At 37.8% G+C, this 15,890-nt stretch carries 14 protein-coding genes and 2 pseudogenes; 13 read left to right on the top strand and 3 right to left on the bottom strand.

All coding sequences use genetic code 11. The annotated features are described in order from the left end of the window. Nucleotides 1–343 precede the first annotated feature (343 nt). The 4 genes and pseudogenes from hisS to WG932_RS12505 all read left to right on the top strand — a co-directional run bounded on the left by hisS (nucleotide 344) and on the right by WG932_RS12505 (nucleotide 3,187). The gene (gene hisS / locus WG932_RS12520) at nucleotides 344–1,720 is read left to right on the top strand and encodes a histidine--tRNA ligase (RefSeq protein ID WP_483088176.1); all 1,377 of its coding nucleotides are present in this window, start codon (nucleotides 344–346) and stop codon (nucleotides 1,718–1,720) included. Between the two features lie 126 nt (nucleotides 1,721–1,846). Beyond that, nucleotides 1,847–2,178: pseudogene (locus tag WG932_RS12515) on the top strand (YbaB/EbfC family nucleoid-associated protein). Continuing rightward, the gene (locus tag WG932_RS12510) at nucleotides 2,178–2,585 is read left to right on the top strand and encodes a glycosyltransferase (protein WP_483088175.1); all 408 of its coding nucleotides are present in this window, start codon (nucleotides 2,178–2,180) and stop codon (nucleotides 2,583–2,585) included. Before WG932_RS12515 ends, WG932_RS12510 begins: the two are co-directional and overlap by 1 nt. A gap of 44 nt (nucleotides 2,586–2,629) precedes the next feature. Continuing rightward, complete coding sequence (locus WG932_RS12505) at nucleotides 2,630–3,187, top strand: glycosyltransferase family 2 protein (protein WP_483088174.1); 558 nt, start codon at nucleotides 2,630–2,632, stop codon at nucleotides 3,185–3,187. On the opposite strand, the gene WG932_RS12500 is transcribed toward WG932_RS12505, so the two are convergent. Beyond that, the gene (locus WG932_RS12500) at nucleotides 3,184–3,402 is read right to left on the bottom strand and encodes a PspC family transcriptional regulator (RefSeq protein WP_014018501.1); all 219 of its coding nucleotides are present in this window, start codon (nucleotides 3,400–3,402) and stop codon (nucleotides 3,184–3,186) included. The genes WG932_RS12505 and WG932_RS12500 overlap by 4 nt on opposite strands. 69 nt (nucleotides 3,403–3,471) lie before the next feature. Here WG932_RS12500 and WG932_RS12495 point away from each other — a divergent pair, with 69 nt between their 5' ends. The 6 genes and pseudogenes from WG932_RS12495 (at nucleotide 3,472) to WG932_RS12470 (ending at nucleotide 8,371) form a co-directional block, all read left to right on the top strand. Then, complete coding sequence (locus WG932_RS12495; protein WP_483088173.1) at nucleotides 3,472–3,732, top strand: hypothetical protein; 261 nt, start codon at nucleotides 3,472–3,474, stop codon at nucleotides 3,730–3,732. Between the two features lie 35 nt (nucleotides 3,733–3,767). Continuing rightward, entirely contained in the window at nucleotides 3,768–5,006 is a 1,239-nt protein-coding gene (locus WG932_RS12490) for a TPR end-of-group domain-containing protein (RefSeq protein ID WP_483088172.1), read from the top strand. 16 nt (nucleotides 5,007–5,022) lie between these two features. After that, entirely contained in the window at nucleotides 5,023–5,910 is an 888-nt protein-coding gene (locus tag WG932_RS12485) for an ROK family protein (RefSeq protein ID WP_483088171.1), read from the top strand. Between the two features lie 39 nt (nucleotides 5,911–5,949). Further along, nucleotides 5,950–6,461: pseudogene (locus WG932_RS12480) on the top strand (cupin domain-containing protein). A 765-nt stretch (nucleotides 6,462–7,226) separates the two neighbouring features. Then, nucleotides 7,227–7,667 carry a heparan-alpha-glucosaminide N-acetyltransferase domain-containing protein gene (locus WG932_RS12475; protein WP_483088170.1) on the top strand — a complete coding sequence of 147 codons (441 nt, stop codon included), beginning with the start codon at nucleotides 7,227–7,229 and terminating at the stop codon, nucleotides 7,665–7,667. Further along, on the top strand, nucleotides 7,664–8,371 hold the full coding sequence (locus WG932_RS12470; RefSeq protein WP_483088169.1) for an acyltransferase family protein: 708 nt from the start codon (nucleotides 7,664–7,666) through the stop codon (nucleotides 8,369–8,371). Before WG932_RS12475 ends, WG932_RS12470 begins: the two co-directional genes overlap by 4 nt. Nucleotides 8,372–8,565: 194 nt before the next feature. Here the strand turns inward: WG932_RS12470 and WG932_RS12465 are convergent, their stop codons facing one another. Continuing rightward, nucleotides 8,566–8,823, bottom strand: coding sequence for a DUF2442 domain-containing protein (locus tag WG932_RS12465; protein WP_483088168.1), 258 nt, complete (start codon nucleotides 8,821–8,823; stop codon nucleotides 8,566–8,568). 284 nt (nucleotides 8,824–9,107) lie between these two features. After that, nucleotides 9,108–10,022 (bottom strand): DUF5996 family protein, encoded by a 915-nt coding sequence (locus tag WG932_RS12460; RefSeq protein ID WP_483088167.1) that lies wholly within the window; start codon nucleotides 10,020–10,022, stop codon nucleotides 9,108–9,110. Nucleotides 10,023–10,750: 728 nt separating this feature from the next. Here WG932_RS12460 and WG932_RS12455 point away from each other — a divergent pair. The 3 genes from WG932_RS12455 to WG932_RS12445 all read left to right on the top strand — a co-directional run bounded on the left by WG932_RS12455 (nucleotide 10,751) and on the right by WG932_RS12445 (nucleotide 15,888). Further along, a complete protein-coding gene (locus tag WG932_RS12455; protein ID WP_483088166.1) occupies nucleotides 10,751–12,301 on the top strand; it encodes a sulfatase family protein in 1,551 nt (516 codons plus the stop codon). 369 nt (nucleotides 12,302–12,670) lie between these two features. Then, nucleotides 12,671–14,629, top strand: a complete 1,959-nt coding sequence (locus tag WG932_RS12450) for a SusC/RagA family TonB-linked outer membrane protein (protein WP_483088165.1) — start codon at nucleotides 12,671–12,673, stop codon at nucleotides 14,627–14,629. Further along, nucleotides 14,602–15,888 carry a SusC/RagA family TonB-linked outer membrane protein gene (locus WG932_RS12445; RefSeq protein ID WP_483088164.1) on the top strand — a complete coding sequence of 429 codons (1,287 nt, stop codon included), beginning with the start codon at nucleotides 14,602–14,604 and terminating at the stop codon, nucleotides 15,886–15,888. Before WG932_RS12450 ends, WG932_RS12445 begins: the two co-directional genes overlap by 28 nt. The last annotated feature ends 2 nt before the right edge of the window (nucleotides 15,889–15,890 follow it).

Genomic DNA, 15,890 nt, shown 5'->3' with positions numbered 1-15,890 from the left:
CCGATGTTATTCGGGCTTCTTTATTTTTTTATTTGCTTGAAGAAAATTCTTTCTTAATTTCTTCTACATCTACATTTTTGAGGACAGGCTGAGCACTCAATAATTTGATTTTTGTACCCTTGCATTCTGTGCCTGTCTTTTTCTTCTTAATTTTCTTTTTAAAGTAGTAACAGCCATTGTATTGTTTGTTTTTTGTTCTCGCTTGAAATGAAGGGCAAAGGTAAGTAAAATATTAATTAAATACAGGAATTAATTAAAGAAGTTGGGTTTAGCCCCCAAATTGCCCTGATAATATCCTCCAATATACTTTTTAATTTTTTAACTTTGGCCAAAATTCCAGAGGATGAGCAAACAAAAACCAGGGATACCTAAAGGTATGCGCGATTTTGGCCCTAAAGAAATGGCCCGAAGAAACTATATTTTTAATACCATACAGGATACATTCAAATTATTTGGGTACCAGCAGTTGGAGACACCAACAATGGAAAACCTTAGTACCTTGACGGGGAAATATGGAGATGAAGGAGACCAGCTTTTGTTTAAAGTACTAAACAGTGGTGCGTTTTTAAAGAAGGTGGATTCTGAAACTTTTAAAGCCGGAGAAAGCAAAGTGTTACCTAAGATTTCAGAAAAAGGTTTGAGATATGATCTCACAGTACCATTTGCAAGGTATGTGGTCATGAATCAAAATGAAATAACTTATCCCTTTAAGCGTTTTCAAATGCAGCCCGTTTGGCGAGCTGATCGACCACAAAAAGGGCGATATAGGGAGTTCTATCAATGTGACGCAGATGTGGTGGGTACTGATAGTTTAATTTGTGAAACAGAAATTCTTTGCATGATAAAAAGGGTTTTTTCAGATTTTAAACTAAATGACTATGATATCAAGATCAACAATAGAAAGATTCTTACCGGAATTGCTGAGGTGATTGGCGCTTCCGGAAAAGAGGCCGATTTATGTGTGGCCATTGATAAATTGGATAAAATTGGATGGGAAAAGGTGAAAGTAGAATTGAAAGAGCGAAACTTTTCTGAAGATGCCATTGAAAAATTGTCACCGATCCTTTCACAAAATGAAAAAAACAATGTGGATTGGTTACAGTTTTTGAAAAAATACCTTGCGGAAAGCGAGATTGGTTTAAAGGGAATTAATGAACTTGAGGAGGTGTTTTCCTACCTAAGTAAGATGGGAGAAAACCAACATCATGTGGTGTTTGATCCTGTTTTGGCCAGAGGCCTGTCTTATTATACTGGAGCGATATTTGAAGTGAAGGTCAATGGAGTTGGGATTGGTTCTGTAAGTGGAGGAGGTAGATATGATGATCTTACTGGTGTTTTCGGCCTAAAAGGAGTTTCCGGCGTTGGTTTCTCATTTGGAGTGGATCGGCTATATGACGTGCTTGAAGAGTTAAATATCTTTCCTGATGATGAAGTAGAACGTACACAAATAATGTTAGCCTATTTTGGTGAAGAAGAAAAAGAGGCTTGCTTAGGTGTATTGGCTGCTTTAAGAAAGGAAGGCATTGCTGCTGAAATTTATCCTGATTTGGTAAAAATTAAAAAGCAGTTTAACTACGCAGGCAAAAAGGGTATTCCATATGTAGGCGTAATGGGTTCGGAGGAAATAGAGAACAATACCATTAGCTTGAAAGACATGACAAGTGGTGAACAAGAAAGTCTAAGTCTAGTAGATGTTGTTAAAAAAATAAAGAAGGTCTAAATAAATGACTTATTGCTTAACATCATTCCTTCCATTTGATGGTGGGGAAATTTACTTTGTAAAGGAGTTTAAGCTATAAATAAAATAGGTAATAAAATAATATTGATTTAAAAGAAAGGAAAGCATATGTTTGACATGATGAATATAATGAACAAGGTGAAGGAGGCTCAAGCCAAAATTAAAGCCACCCAAGCTGAATTGGTGCATTTACAAGCAGAAGGTGAAGTGGGGGCCGGTATGGTCAAGGTAATCGTAAATGGTGAAAGAAGAGTGTTAGACATAGAAATTGATTCCAGTTTGGTCAATGAAAAAGACAAGGATATGATGAAGGATCTGATTGTTGGGGCAACCAATAAGGCCTTGGAGAATATAGATGTGAAAATCAAAAAAAAATGAGTTCTGCCACCGCAGGTATGATGCCTAATATTCCGGGTATGGATTTTGGAAGCATGATGTAATGAAAGAGGCTGCTATTGTTATTTTAAATTACAATGGGGAAGCCATGCTGCAGAAATATTTGCCTCAAGTAATAAGCAATAGTGTTTATGATATTGTTGTCATAGATAATGGTAGCAATGATGGATCCATTTCTTACCTTCAAAGAGATTTTCCTGAAATAAGATTGGTATTGCTAAGTGAAAATCACGGGTACAGCAAAGGGTATAATCTAGGGTTAAAGGAATTAAAAGATGCCTATTCCTTTTACCTGCTTCTCAATTCAGATGTGGAAGTTTCAGATGGCTGGGACCAAACTCTAGTTGGCTATCTTTTACAAAATCCGAAAGTGGCAGCCTGTCAGCCCAAAGTGCTTTCTTTGAAGAAAAAAGGTTACTTTGATTATGCAGGTGCTGCAGGTGGTTTTTAGATCAGCTTGGCTATCCATTTTGTCGAGGAAGGATTCTCCATTTATTGGAAGAAGATCAAGGGCAATACGATGATTCTATTGAAGTAGACTGGGCCTCGGGGGCCTGTTTTTGTGTTAAATCAGCAGTTTTCCATGATCTTGGAGGTTTTAATCCTTTTTATTTCTCTCATATGGAGGAAATTGATCTGTGTTGGAGGATGAGGAATAAAGGTTATAAAATTCATCACTGTGGAGCAACGAGTGTTTATCACCTTGGAGGCGGCACCTTGTCTCAAGTAAACCCTTTGAAAACTTACCTTAATTTTAGAAACAGTTTATATATGCTGAAAGGTAATCTAGAGTTAATCGGTTTTATTAAAGTTTTGATTTTGCGAATGATTTTGGATGCCGGGGCTTTTATGCATCTGCTATTGACCAAGGGAGTGCCCCACAGTTGGGCAATAATAAGGGCCTATCGGGACTTTGTTATCAATCGTGATGCATTGAGATATCGCCAGTCTCAAAAGGTAAAAAAACATACTTCAGCAAAACCACTTGCTGTTTACTGCATCATATGGTCTTATTATCTCAAAGGAAAGAAAAAATATTCTGAGATGAATTAATCAAATAAAGCCGGATTATTCATTCTCCTTAAATAAGTTCTTATTTTCATTAGCATCCCAAGTGTCACATACAGAATGATGGGAGAACCCAATGTAATGAAAGAACTGTAAATAAAAAACAATCGAATGCTGTCAATAGGGAAATGAAGTTTTTCTCCTAATTTTGAGCAAACCCCGAAGGCTCGTTCTTGGAAGAATAATTTTATATTTTCCATGTTAATGACCATTTAAGCGTTCTAAGAATTAAAATTAAAGCAACTTATTGATAATAAATTGGTTAACCTATGAATATGGTAAAAAAATACATTGCCTTTTTTATCTTATGTACGACAATTGCAAGCTATTCTTGTAATGTTGTACAAGTTAAAAAAGCAGATAACCAAAAAATTTATTTAGACCCAAATAATTTAGAGCGTTTAGGTGATTCAGTAAGGTTTGATTTAACTGTAATTCTCCCAAATGCCATGCTATTAAGGAATGAAACCTACGCTTTATTTCCTTATTTCAAGTATGATAATGAAACGTATTTTTTGAGAAAAAGTTAAGGGTAAAAGGGGATACCCTTGATGTTTATTCGAGCGTGAAGTTAACAGAAAGCTATACCATGCCTTTTGTGAATGGTATGGAAAATGGCAGTTTATATGCCAAAGGAGAAGTTTCAAATAACCAAGGTGTGAGGCAGTATGAGACAGAGGAAGTTCTTGTTTCAACAGGGATAATAACTACTGCCTCTCTTTCCCAGATAGGACAATATCGCGGTCAGGAACAATATCCCGTCTTGGGTTTATGGATAGAACCCTACCAACAGGAAACCGTTGGCATGCTTTCAAAAAATAACTTTAAGGATTTGAAGGATGCTTTTTCTTCCTATAGTGGGATACCATTTACTGCCAAAGCTCCCTTTTTAAAGGTTTTGGAAGGTCCGGGCGATTGGACCTATAAATTAAAGAAATTAAAAGCTTTACCCTCATTTGGTAAAGTCCAGCGAGAGGTCTTGAACCCATTTGTCCAAAAGGCAGTTCGTGCACCCTGGGACGGTGAAGGTATATCTGATCTTCAACTTTCTATTTTAAGTAGAAGTATTCGCAAAGGACAGGTTCCTGCCGATACCTTGTCTGAAAATGATTATATTCGGGCAGTGGATATGGAACCTGGATGGAATGAAAAAGAGGAGATTTTAAGGGCCATGGTAGAAGTTTATCCAAGTGCTTTTGCTTTTAATAATCTCGGTTTTGTTTTTGCCAATAAGGCAAATAGAACCAGAAATACCAAAGACAAAAACCAGTTGCTGGAAAATGCACTTTTTGCCTTCAATCGGTCTAATGCTATTTTTGAGAACCCATATGCGGTTTATAATTTAGGGATAGTATTTTGGTTATGGGAAGATAAATTTAGTGCCTACAATAGTTTTTATCGGGCTTTTACGCTTACGGAGTTTGATGAAATTAAAAAAGTACATCAAGCAGCTTTGGGAGCAGTTTCTATATTCAATGGAGATTATAGATTGGCTGTAATCCACTTGAACAATGCTGAGAAAAGTCCGGTAAACCTTTTTAATCAGGGTTTAGCAAATGTTTTGTCAGGAGATTATTACAATGCTACAATTCAATTTGAAAATAGTGCCATACAAAATATGAGCAATGGCTTTCCTTTTTATGGCTTAGCAATAATTGCTGCCAGAAATGGTGAGGAAACAAAGCTTTATGAAAACCTTAAAAAAGCCATTACCCGAAATCAATTTTTGAGAGATCGGGCGGCCGCTGACTATGAATTTGCAGCCTACCATAATAAAGAAGGTTTCAAAGAGGTGATTAGGTGAAATGAAAAAAATTAAAATGAAACAGATTGTTGGTGTAGACATTGGAGGATCACATATTAGTGCAGGGCTTTTGGATAACCAAAGTTCAAGTATTCTGGATGAAAAGATTTCAAGAATGCCGGTGGATTCTTTAGGTACCAAACAGGAAATCTTAAATGCTTGGATCGACTGTATATTGTCTTTGAATATCAAAAAAGATGCCTGTCTAGGCATTGCAATGCCTGCCCCCTTCGATTATGATCAAGGGATTTCTTTGATTTTAGATCAGGGGAAATACAGGTCTCTTTATCAGGTTAATCTTAAAGAGGCACTTGCTCAAAGACTAAAACTTCCTGTGGAAAATATCGCCTTTATTAATGATGCTGCTGCTTTTTTACAAGGAGAGGCTTTTGTAGCCGGTTGGCCTAACCAAGAGAGGCTGATGGGAATCACCTTAGGTACAGGGCTAGGAGGTTCCTATAAGTTTGGTGATAAAGCTGAAGATGGTGCATTTTGGTCGGTGCCTTTTAAAGGAGGTATTGCAGAAGATTTAATTAGTACGTCATTTTTTGTAAGGTGGGCAAAAGAAACCTTTGACATTGAAGTGGATGGTTTGAAAATACTGCTGGCAATGCCAGAACGGAGATCGGACACTTTAAATGTTCTCAAAGAATTCGGTCAAAATTTGGCCGAACTGATGCTATTGCAAATGGAAGGAAAAGCGATCGATAAAGTTGTGATCGGAGGGAATATGGTAAAAGCCGGAGATTTATTTTTGCCTGAAGTAAAGCGAGTTTTGAGTGCCAATAAGGCCAATCCGGAAATTTTTATAAGTAAATTGGGAGAAAAAGCGGCGATGATAGGAGCCGCCAGTTTGTTTGAAAAAAAACATAAAAAAAATCATTATCTTTTGAGCATTATTTAAAAGAGCAATTTTTATTACTTTGTTTAATTATAGAATAGAATGAAAATAGAGAAAGATTTATCTAAAGCAGCTATTTTTAAAACGGTTGATGATTGGTTAGCAGCCGAAGGCTTTCAAATTATAAACCAAGACGAAACCAGACCCTGGGGTGGTTTTTTGTTATCAATGAAGACCAAATCAGCAAATTCAAGGAAAAGTTTTTTCCTGAAGTAAGCTTGTCACCAGAGCAATTAAAAAATAAACTAAGTCCAAAAATTTTGCTCGTTGGGCCCGGTAAAAGATTGTCTTGGCAATACCACCACAGAAGGGCAGAGATATGGAAGTTGGTAGAAGGAGAAGGCGGATTGATAACCAGTGACAATGATACTGAAGGAGCGTTGCAAAAAATGGCGATAGGAGAAGTGCAACGCCTAAAACAAGGTGAAAGACACAGGTTAGTAGGTTTGAACAACTGGGGAGTGGTTGCAGAAATTTGGATGCATACAGATCCTGAAAACCCATCAGATGAAGAAGATATTGTACGTGTTCAAGACGATTTTTCCAGAAAATAGAATAGTTTTTGAAGTGCATACCCAGGTTAGAAATCATGACTTCGATGATTTTCAGACCTACAAGTACTATTGATTCCTATTTGAAAAAGCCATTCAGGACCATATCCTACAGGTACTGAATGGCTTTTTCTATTTTCGGTAGTGTAGGTGATTTGAAATTACCGAATATGATTTAGTGACTTTTGAATAAGGTATTGATTAATCTTTAGTAAAGGGGTATCTATTTCCGATTTTTTAAGGGGTTCATAAAAAAGATTGAAAAGAAAGCCCATTGATTCAGATATTTTTCTTCTAGGGCCTGATTAATATCATAATAAGTGGCTATACTTTTGTTTTTTGATTGGGTTGATAGAAATTAAGGGCCGAAAACAATGGTTTTCTTGACCAAGCCATTGGCTACAGGAGCATAAACATGCTATTTATTGCTCTTTTATTCATTTTGCATATTAAACCCTCAATAAACTTAGCCTAAATTTTATGATTTGACAGATAGGAACTGTGAAGTCTATAATTGATGCTTTGATTAGCTACTCGTTTTTCCAAAGGCTGGAAAAAACACATTGATTATTAAAACTTTGTTACCTCAAAATTTAACTCGAAATATGGAATAGACAATCTATTACGTGTTGAAAGCGCTTCAAAATCAACTATTTCGTTGCTTCTTTCAATTTTACCCTAACGGTGCTATACTAAAACCTCATCAAGTTGGTTTTCTTGAATTTTATTTAGCGTTTTTCACTATTAAAAAAATAACATAGCTATACGATGACAAATACATTGGATTCCATAAAGCCCCACACAAGGTATCAATCCCTAGATGTTTTACGGGGATTGACATTGGCCTTGATGGTTATAGTAAATACTCCGGGAGATGGAAGTACCAGTTTTGGCCCTTTAACACATGCTGATTGGCATGGATTAACTTTAACAGATTTGGTATTTCCTTCTTTTTTGTTTGTAGTAGGCAATGCGATGAGCTTCAGTCTCGGTAAATTTAAATTGAAAGGGGGCAAAGCCTATTTTAGTAAAGTATTTAAGAGAACAGCCTTAATTTTTATAATTGGCCTGCTTTTGACAGCTTTCCCCTTCTTTAGAGTTAACGACAGCGGAGTGGTCCCCTATGATTTTACTAGCATTAGAATTTTAGGTGTTTTGCAGCGAATAGCTTTGTGTTATGGACTTGGTGCTACCTTGATCTATTTTTGAGTCCTAAAAAGATTCTGATTACAAGTGGTCTTATTTTACTCTCCTATTGGCTGGTAATGTTTCTTTTTGGCGTTCCGGGTATGGATCCCTTTTCCTTGGAAGGCAATGCAAGTGGTCGATTGGATCTCTGGCTTTTTTCACCTGATAACCTCTACAAGATGAATGGGTTTGCCTTTGATCCTGAAGGTCTGTTAAGTACTTTTCCTGCCATGGTCAATGTATTGTTGGGCTATTGGGTAGGTCTCCAGATACAAAAGAGAGGAGGGGACATTGAGACTGTTCTTTGGTTGGCCATGTTTGCAGTGATTTTACTTGTCCTAGGTTACCTTTGGGATTATGGTTTCCCAATTAACAAGAAGATTTGGACCAGTTCTTTTACGCTGGTTACGGTCGGATATTCCACCCTTACCTTAGCTCTATTAATGTTTTTATTGGAAGTACGGTCTGTCAAAGGTTGGGCCTACTTTTTCGAAGTCTTTGGCAAAAACCCCTTGGCTTTGTACATCTTATCAGGTGTTTTGGTAAGAATCTTGGGAATGATAAGGATTGAAGGTCAATCCATCCGAAATCTGACCTATAAAACCCTTTATGAACCGGTATTTCCCGAAGGGTGGGCAAGTTTATTGTTCTCAATTTCTTTTATGCTGATCATATGGCTGATAGGTTGGTGGATGGATAGGAACCGCTGGTATGTAAAGGTTTAGGGGGATGGTTGAGACGTGCCCGTATCTGGTCTAAGTTTGGCGAAGCGTAACTTGGACCAGTAATGCCGAATGTTTTCAACTTTCTTTAGACAGAGGAGTGAGCCTTGTGTTGACTGAAATAGCATTGCGAAAAGCTCATGAAACCTACGTGCGGTACTCTCCGCCAGAGAAATCTTGAGGGCCTGTCGACACGATTAAGGTTTAGTGAATTTCGTGTCAATCTGGCCATTATGTAAATCAGAAATTGGAAAAATCAAATCATAATCATTCCAGTTTAAATTTCCATCAATCAATGAGAAGTTGGAAAATTTATTTTCATCTAAATATTTTTTAATAGATGGATGAAGGGATTTTGATAGAAATGGTTTAAAGTCAATAAACCTCTCCTTACCATCGTTTAAAACAATCCGAATCGCATAATCCCACAAATACTTAGCAGAATCAATTTTCAACTATTTAACTCCAGACTCAGAATCTTTATAGTCAACAATTATTTTCATTTTAATTTTTAAGTAATTTTATCGAACTCAACATCTTTATGGTATACAAAATAGCTAATCCATTTTTCAACTATTTTGTCAGCATATTTTTCTAAAAAGACCTCAAAATCCTTAAGGTTTAAATACTGCTTTAAATTACAGTTTACGAATAAAACCCTCAAATCAAGAGGCAGTGCCTGTTCCGGCAGAGTAGGGAGGGGTTAACACATCTACAAAACCATCTAGCTATTCCCTCTTTACTTTTCCAAAGCATCTCGGTCCCAGTTTGAGGTATTGGCTGCTGCCTCGTAGGTGGTCTGTAAAAAATCCATTAAGGTTTTCTCCGGATCCGAAGCAGATTGTACGTCCTCATATTTAAGGAAAAACTCTCCCATTTCAGGACTGTAAAATGCTTGTTCGGGTAAAACCTTTTGCTTTGCATACGCTTCATTACCGGGATAGGCATAGGCATAAAAAACGGGCACGGGCGAATCTTTGGACCCCGGCCAGAATCCCGCACTACTTACTTCATGAGAATAGGCTTCCTGCATTACGTCGAGTGGCATGTTGGGTACGCCTCCCTGATGTAGGGGCGCAGGTCTTCCGGAAAATCGGGTTACAGCCAAATCAAAAGCACCCCAGAATAGGTGAACAGGACTGGATTTACCAATAAAGTCACTTCGAAATTTATTGAATACACCATTTGACTTGAGCATGGCTTTCCAAAGTAGGTTGGCAGCTTCAGGATCGTAGGTACTGATGGCCGTATTGCTGGCAAAAGGGATGGCCGGTTCCATTTCATTTGGACTGCCATGGATTTTTACGTTAATTCTCAAAGCGGCTAATTTCTCAAAAAGTGCTTTGTAAAAGTCAGCTACACTCATTGTTTTTAGCGCAAAGTGTTGCGTTTCAGCATTTGAAGATTTGATGTGCAGTTGATGGTGGATAAAATCCAACTCTATTTCAAAAATACCACCATCAAAACAAATGGCCTGAGTAGAATAACCTACTGGAGAGAGGTACAATGTTGTGTGCCAGGAGTGGTTTTGCCAAGGCATGGTTTTTAACCGGATTTTACCTATTATTTGTAGCCATTGGTGCATGGTTTCAACAGTCTCCTGCATTGCTGAAAAATCTAAAACCGGCCATTCAGTTGATAGGGGCTTACTCATGATGTTTTTTGGTTAAAATGTATGGGTAGGAATAGTGAAGCAAAAGAATAAAAGATCGTCAAAAGTATTTTCCTATGCTGTCAATTGAAACTCAAAATACGAAAAATAAAAGGTAAATCCATACTCAATATCTGGGTTCAACCAATTGAATTTCAGTCTTCTCCGATCTGGTCCAAGTTTAACCAAGCGTAACTTGGACCTATAATGCGGAAAGTTTTCAACTTTCATTGAGTGTTTTCGACAGGCTCAGCCACAGGTGTCTAGTCGCCCATTAATCTCCAGCAAAGCTGGGGCAATTGAAAAGATGTGTTTGTTATTCTTTCTCTCAGGGTTGGGTTTGGGCAATTGAATTCAATAGGAATGGGTTTTAGCCCATTTATAGGATTGCTTCGTTGCAGGTGGCTTTAGCCAAAATTAGAGTTAAGAAGGTTTTTTTAATAATCTGCCTTATCAAATGGATAAGGGATTTTAATTGTAGAACGGTACGGTCAGTTAATAAAAGATCCATTGCCTATTTCGAGGTGGATGAAAATGCTAGATTATTCTTTTTGTGGGAGTTCTATTTTTAGTTTTTTCGAATGGGGTAAATAATTGAGTTTTCCATTTGTTGAAGTTTTTTCATGATATAATACCAGTAGCTTGGAAGATATTATAGGTGTTTTTGTTTTAAAATCCATATTTTTATCATTCCGCAAATCGGTACTTCGACTTATTAAATGCTTAATAAAATGGAAATCTTTTCTAATTTACTTCAAAGGAGCAAAGGGTATTGCCTTTCCATTTATTTAGCTTGTTTTTTCTTATTGCTCATGAGCTATGCTCAGCTTAATGCTAAAGTGTTGAAAGCAGGGGTAGGGAATAATCATAAGGTCCTGGAGCAAATCGATACCTTAAAAAAGACACCTAACTTTATTATAATATTCTGCGACAACTTGGGCTATGGAGACATTGAGCCTTTTGGCTCAAAAGTGATCCGCACTCCGGAATTAAATCGGATGGCCAAAGAAGGCCGGAAGTTTACCCATTTTTTGGTTACTGCAGGAGTTTGTACGCCTTCTAGGGCTTCTATTATGACAGGCTGTTACTCTCAGCGGGTAGGCATGCATGTCAATCCTAGAGATGGGCTGGTTTTGCGTCCTATTTCACCTTATGGATTAAATCCTGAAGAAGTAACTATAGCAGAAGTGCTAAAAAGCGTTGGCTACAAAACAGGCCTTATAGGGAAGTGGCATTTGGGAGATCAGCCAGAATTTTTACCAAATAATCAGGGCTTTGATTATTTTTATGGCATACCTTATAGTGATGACATGACCCAAGAGGTCGGTCAGCGGATTGGGACAAAATTTAATGGATCGAATTGGCCTCCATTGCCTGTAATGGAAAATAGTAAAGTAGTGCAGGCAGGAGTTGATAGGAATTTGTTGACCAAAGACTACACTGAAAAGGCTTTGGAATTTATAGACCAAAACCAAAATACACCATTTTTTCTTTACCTGCCTCAAGCCATGCCGGGAAGTACTACCAAACCCTTTGCCAGTGAGGCTTTCAAGGGTAAAAGTAAAGGAGGGCCATGGGGCGACAGTGTAGAGGAGTTGGATTGGTCGGTTGGTCAAATAATGGATAAGCTAGAGCAGCTTGGGATAGATGAAAATACAATCGTAGTTTTCACTTCAGACAATGGTGCCCCAATGACTAGTGATCCTGAAAGTACAGTAAGAGGAACGAACATTCCTTTATCAGGTCGAGGCTATACTACTGCTGAGGGGGCGTTTAGAGTACCAACGATCTTCTGGTGGCCGGGTACAGTTCCAGCGGGAAGCGTAAGCGAGGAGATGGCGACGACTATGGATTTTCTACCGACCTTTGCCTTTCTTTCAGGAGCCAAGGTTCCCCAAGATCGGATTATTGATGGTAAAAACATTCTTCCACTGATTCTAGGAGAAAAGGATGCAAAAACCCCTCACGATGTTTTTTATTATTACTATATGGATCAACTTCAAGCCATAAGATCCGGTCAGTGGAAATTATTCCTGCCTTTAAAGGAGTTTAAGGTTCATCCGTATTTTAAAGAAGGGGAAGAGAACCAGCCACTTTTGTTTAATGTCGTGAATGATGAAACTTCTTCTCATAATTTGGCTGCTGAAAAGCCTGAGATAGTAAAAAGGTTGATGGAATTGGCAGCCATTGCCAAAAATGATTTGGGAAATAGTGGTCAGCCCGGTCTTAACCAAAGAAGCCCTGGGAAAATGGATCACCCAGCTCCAGTGCTCATGAAGTGAAGGTAATCATAGACATTTTTTCTTTGAGTTTAGCCCGAAATTGGCAATTGTTTTCCTTTAACTTGGTGGTCGAGCGTGAGGGATAATACCGACCACTTTCCTAATGTATTCAACTTCACCATGGTAGAGCTAGGTATCAGTCTCTATGTGTACTGATTTTCTTTTGGTTATGCCTATTCCTGAGAAATGCCAGAGTGTGGAATAAGAATCCTTTAACAAAATTCATAATTAGAAGGAGAAGACAATTTTCTCTTCTAAATGCTTATGTATAATTGTATTATATATGTATAAGAAAGTAGAAGCCTCTATTTTTTTGTTATGGTATCTTTGGAAGGATAAATAAAAGTATTCTAATAAAATCATTTCCCTATGAATGTAATTATACACATTCCACCTATGTGGAAAAGAGTTTTAATGTTTTTCGGGTGCATGTGTTTTCTGCTATCCAGTTATGGTCAGGAAACCAAGACCGTCAAAGGCACCGTGACAGAGAATGAAGACGAATCTATACCAGGGGTTAATGTATTAGTTAAAGGAACCTCATTGGGTACAATTACTGATATTAACGGAAGCTATAGTATCAATCTTCCGGAAGGTAGCAATACATTGGTATTTTCCTTTATAGGGTACCAAACTCAGGAGGTAGTTATAGGGAACAGTACTCAGGTGGATGTTTCATTAGTTCGTTCCTTATCTGATATGGAAGAAGTGGTGGTGATAGGTTATGGAGAACAATCTCGAGAAACATTAACCACTTCTGTTTCAAAATTGGATGATAAGGTTCTTGATAATTTAACCTTTGCCAACCCCGCTTCAGCATTACAAGGTAATATTGCAGGTCTAAGGGTACAAAGTACTTCCGGCCAACCCGGAGAAAGACCTAGGGTTGTTCTACGTGGAGGTACCTCTATAAACAATCCCAATGGATCTACCCCATTATATGTAATAGATGGGGTAATTAGAAATGATATGGATCATATTAATTCTAGGGATATTGAATCGATTCAGGTTTTAAAAGATGCTGCTGCGACCTCGATCTATGGGTCAAGAGCTTCAAATGGTGTAATTATAGTGGAGACCAAATCTGGTAAATCTGGTGAAACACAAGTTAATTACAGTTACAATCTTACTTCTTCTGATGTAGGACAACTTTATGACTTGGCAGATCCAAAAGATTTTATTTACTTTATGAGAAAGGGGATTGCGGCTAGTGGTGTAAAGTCTCCTAGTGTTTTGGGTTTTCTTACTCAAGCCAATGCAGGGGGAACAGGTAATGACTTAACCAACAATACTGCCTTTACAACCATGTACCTAACCCCAGAAAATCAATATTTACTAGACCTTCCGAAGGATGAATGGGGGGCAGTTTGGGAAACCATTCCGGATCCACTTGATCCTACCAAAGATTTGATTTTCAAGGGGATGGATTTTCAGGAAACTGTGTTTAGAAGGTCCTATACCCATGATCACAATTTATCGGTTTCAGGAGGTTCTGAAAAGGTTCGATTTAATATGGGATTAGGATACCTTAATAACCCAGGTATAGCAATCAATACCGGTTATGAAAGGGTAACGTTGAATTTAAATGGGGATGTACAGGCAAGTGAAAATCTAAACTTTTTTGCACGCTTGAATTATGCCAATGTAACAGACTCTCAGGTTCCAAGTGTTGGGGTGGTTTTCAAAAACAACATCAATACTGCGCAAACTTCCAAATATAAATTTGAAGATGGATCACTAGCTCCCGGAAGACTTTTTACCAATGGAAATCCTGCCTATTACATAAGTAGGTATGATTCAAAAAGGGAGCGTGCCAATTATATGTTTGTAGTAGGGTCAAATTGGGAGATACTTCCAGGGCTTACATTTCGACCACAATTGTCAATTGTAAATAACAGTTTTTTTAGTAGGAATTTCCTTAATTCTTACCTTAATGGTCCTTTGGTGCTAAATGAAGACCGTCAAGCCCAATCATCCCAAATCACTACTGTTGATCATCAGGCAGATGCCGTGTTGAATTATTCTACAATTTTTGGAGATGGACATAATTTCAAAGCAACAGCAGGCTATTCCTATTATAAATCTATGGAAAGAGATATTACTGCAGTTGGCAGGAATGCTGCTACAGATATTATTCCTACTTTAAATGCTTCTGCCACTCCTTGGAGTGTAGGGGGAGCGGAATCTGAGCTTTTGCTGTATGGTTATTTTGCAAGGGCCAATTATGATTTCAACCAAAAGTATTTAATGACTATAAATGCCAGGTATGATGGTGCTTCCAACTTGGGAGAAAATTACAAATGGGTTTTTTCCCAGGCGTCTCCCTAGGATGGAACATTCATAGAGAGAATTTTTGGGATATTTTTCCAGAAGACCTTTTCACCTTAAAATTAAGGGCAAGTTATGGTATCAACGGAAACATAAGTGGACTTGGTCGTTACCAGTCTCAAGGGGCTTATCAGGTTGGAGAAAGGTATTTTGGCGATGCTGCTATTTATAATTCTACTTTGGCAAATGCCGAACTTCAATGGGAAAGATCAAAGACTTTTAATTTAGGTTTTGATGTTGGGTTTCTCAGCAATAGAGTAAATGCTATTTTTGATATTTATAGAAGAGTTACAGATAATTTACTTACTGATCTTGCATTGCCTAGGTCAACGGGTTTTACAAGTATTTTAACCAACTTAGGTAGTCTTGAAAATAAAGGATTTGAAGTGGAATTGAATGCGTTTATAATCCCGGAAACTTCAAATTTCTCTTGGGCAACCTCATTAAACGCCAGCTACGTAAAGGTTGAAATACTTGAATTACCGGATAATGGAATTGAAAATAACCGAATTGGAGGAATATACATATGGGATGAGAGTTTAGGTGATTATTCATGGCAAGGGGGCCTGCAAGAAGGAAGTAGGATTGGAGATCTTTTTGCTTATGAGCAGCTAGGTATCTATGCCACGGATGAGGAAGCCTTAGCTGGACCAACTGACATGTTGGTGGTTGGGGCAGATAAGACGAAACACGGTGGAGATGTTAACTGGTTGGACGCAGATGGCAATGGAATAATTGATGATAGAGATCGTGTATTTATGGGTAATACCTTTCCTGATTGGACCGGAGGCTTTACAAACAGGTTTGGATATAAGAACTTTGGGCTTACTATTCGAATGGACTACACTTTAGGCCATATGATTTACAATGAGACTAAGGCTAGGGTTTTGGGGAATTTTTCAGGACAAAATGCTATTTCTAGTGCTGTTACTCGTTCATGGCAAAACCAGGGAGATGTTACAGATATTCCTAGATATTACTGGGCGGATCAAAACCAAAAGCAAAATTTATGGAGAGGGAATTCTCAATATTATGAAGCGGGGGATTTTTTATGTCTTCGAGAGGTTACTCTTGCTTATAATTTACCTACCAAGCCATCGAGTAAATTAGGCAATGTAAGATTGAACCTCACGGCTAATAACCTAATTTATTTTACCAAATTCACAGGTTTGAATCCAGAAGAAGGAGGGACAGATTCGGGAAGATATCCAATGCCTAGAAATATAACCTTAGGTTTACAAATTAGCCCTTCTTTCTAAAA

The organism is Cyclobacterium sp. SOCE241 (assembly GCF_056867545.1).
Note: the sequence above shows the minus strand (reverse complement) of the source record. Positions and strands in the feature narration are given on the sequence as shown.

Excerpts from the sequence above, each read along its gene's own strand:
- hisS (WP_483088176.1), top strand. The coding sequence starts at position 344 with ATGAGCAAACAAAAACCAGGGATACCTAAAGGTATGCGCGATTTTGGC.
- WG932_RS12510 (WP_483088175.1), top strand. The coding sequence starts at position 2,178 with ATGAAAGAGGCTGCTATTGTTATTTTAAATTACAATGGGGAAGCCATG.
- WG932_RS12500 (WP_014018501.1), bottom strand. The coding sequence starts at position 3,402 with ATGGAAAATATAAAATTATTCTTCCAAGAACGAGCCTTCGGGGTTTGC.
- WG932_RS12495 (WP_483088173.1), top strand. The coding sequence starts at position 3,472 with ATGAATATGGTAAAAAAATACATTGCCTTTTTTATCTTATGTACGACA.
- WG932_RS12485 (WP_483088171.1), top strand. The coding sequence starts at position 5,023 with ATGAAACAGATTGTTGGTGTAGACATTGGAGGATCACATATTAGTGCA.
- WG932_RS12475 (WP_483088170.1), top strand. The coding sequence starts at position 7,227 with ATGACAAATACATTGGATTCCATAAAGCCCCACACAAGGTATCAATCC.
- WG932_RS12460 (WP_483088167.1), bottom strand. The coding sequence starts at position 10,022 with ATGAGTAAGCCCCTATCAACTGAATGGCCGGTTTTAGATTTTTCAGCA.
- WG932_RS12455 (WP_483088166.1), top strand. The coding sequence starts at position 10,751 with ATGGAAATCTTTTCTAATTTACTTCAAAGGAGCAAAGGGTATTGCCTT.
- WG932_RS12450 (WP_483088165.1), top strand. The coding sequence starts at position 12,671 with ATGAATGTAATTATACACATTCCACCTATGTGGAAAAGAGTTTTAATG.
- WG932_RS12445 (WP_483088164.1), top strand. The coding sequence starts at position 14,602 with ATGGGTTTTTTCCCAGGCGTCTCCCTAGGATGGAACATTCATAGAGAG.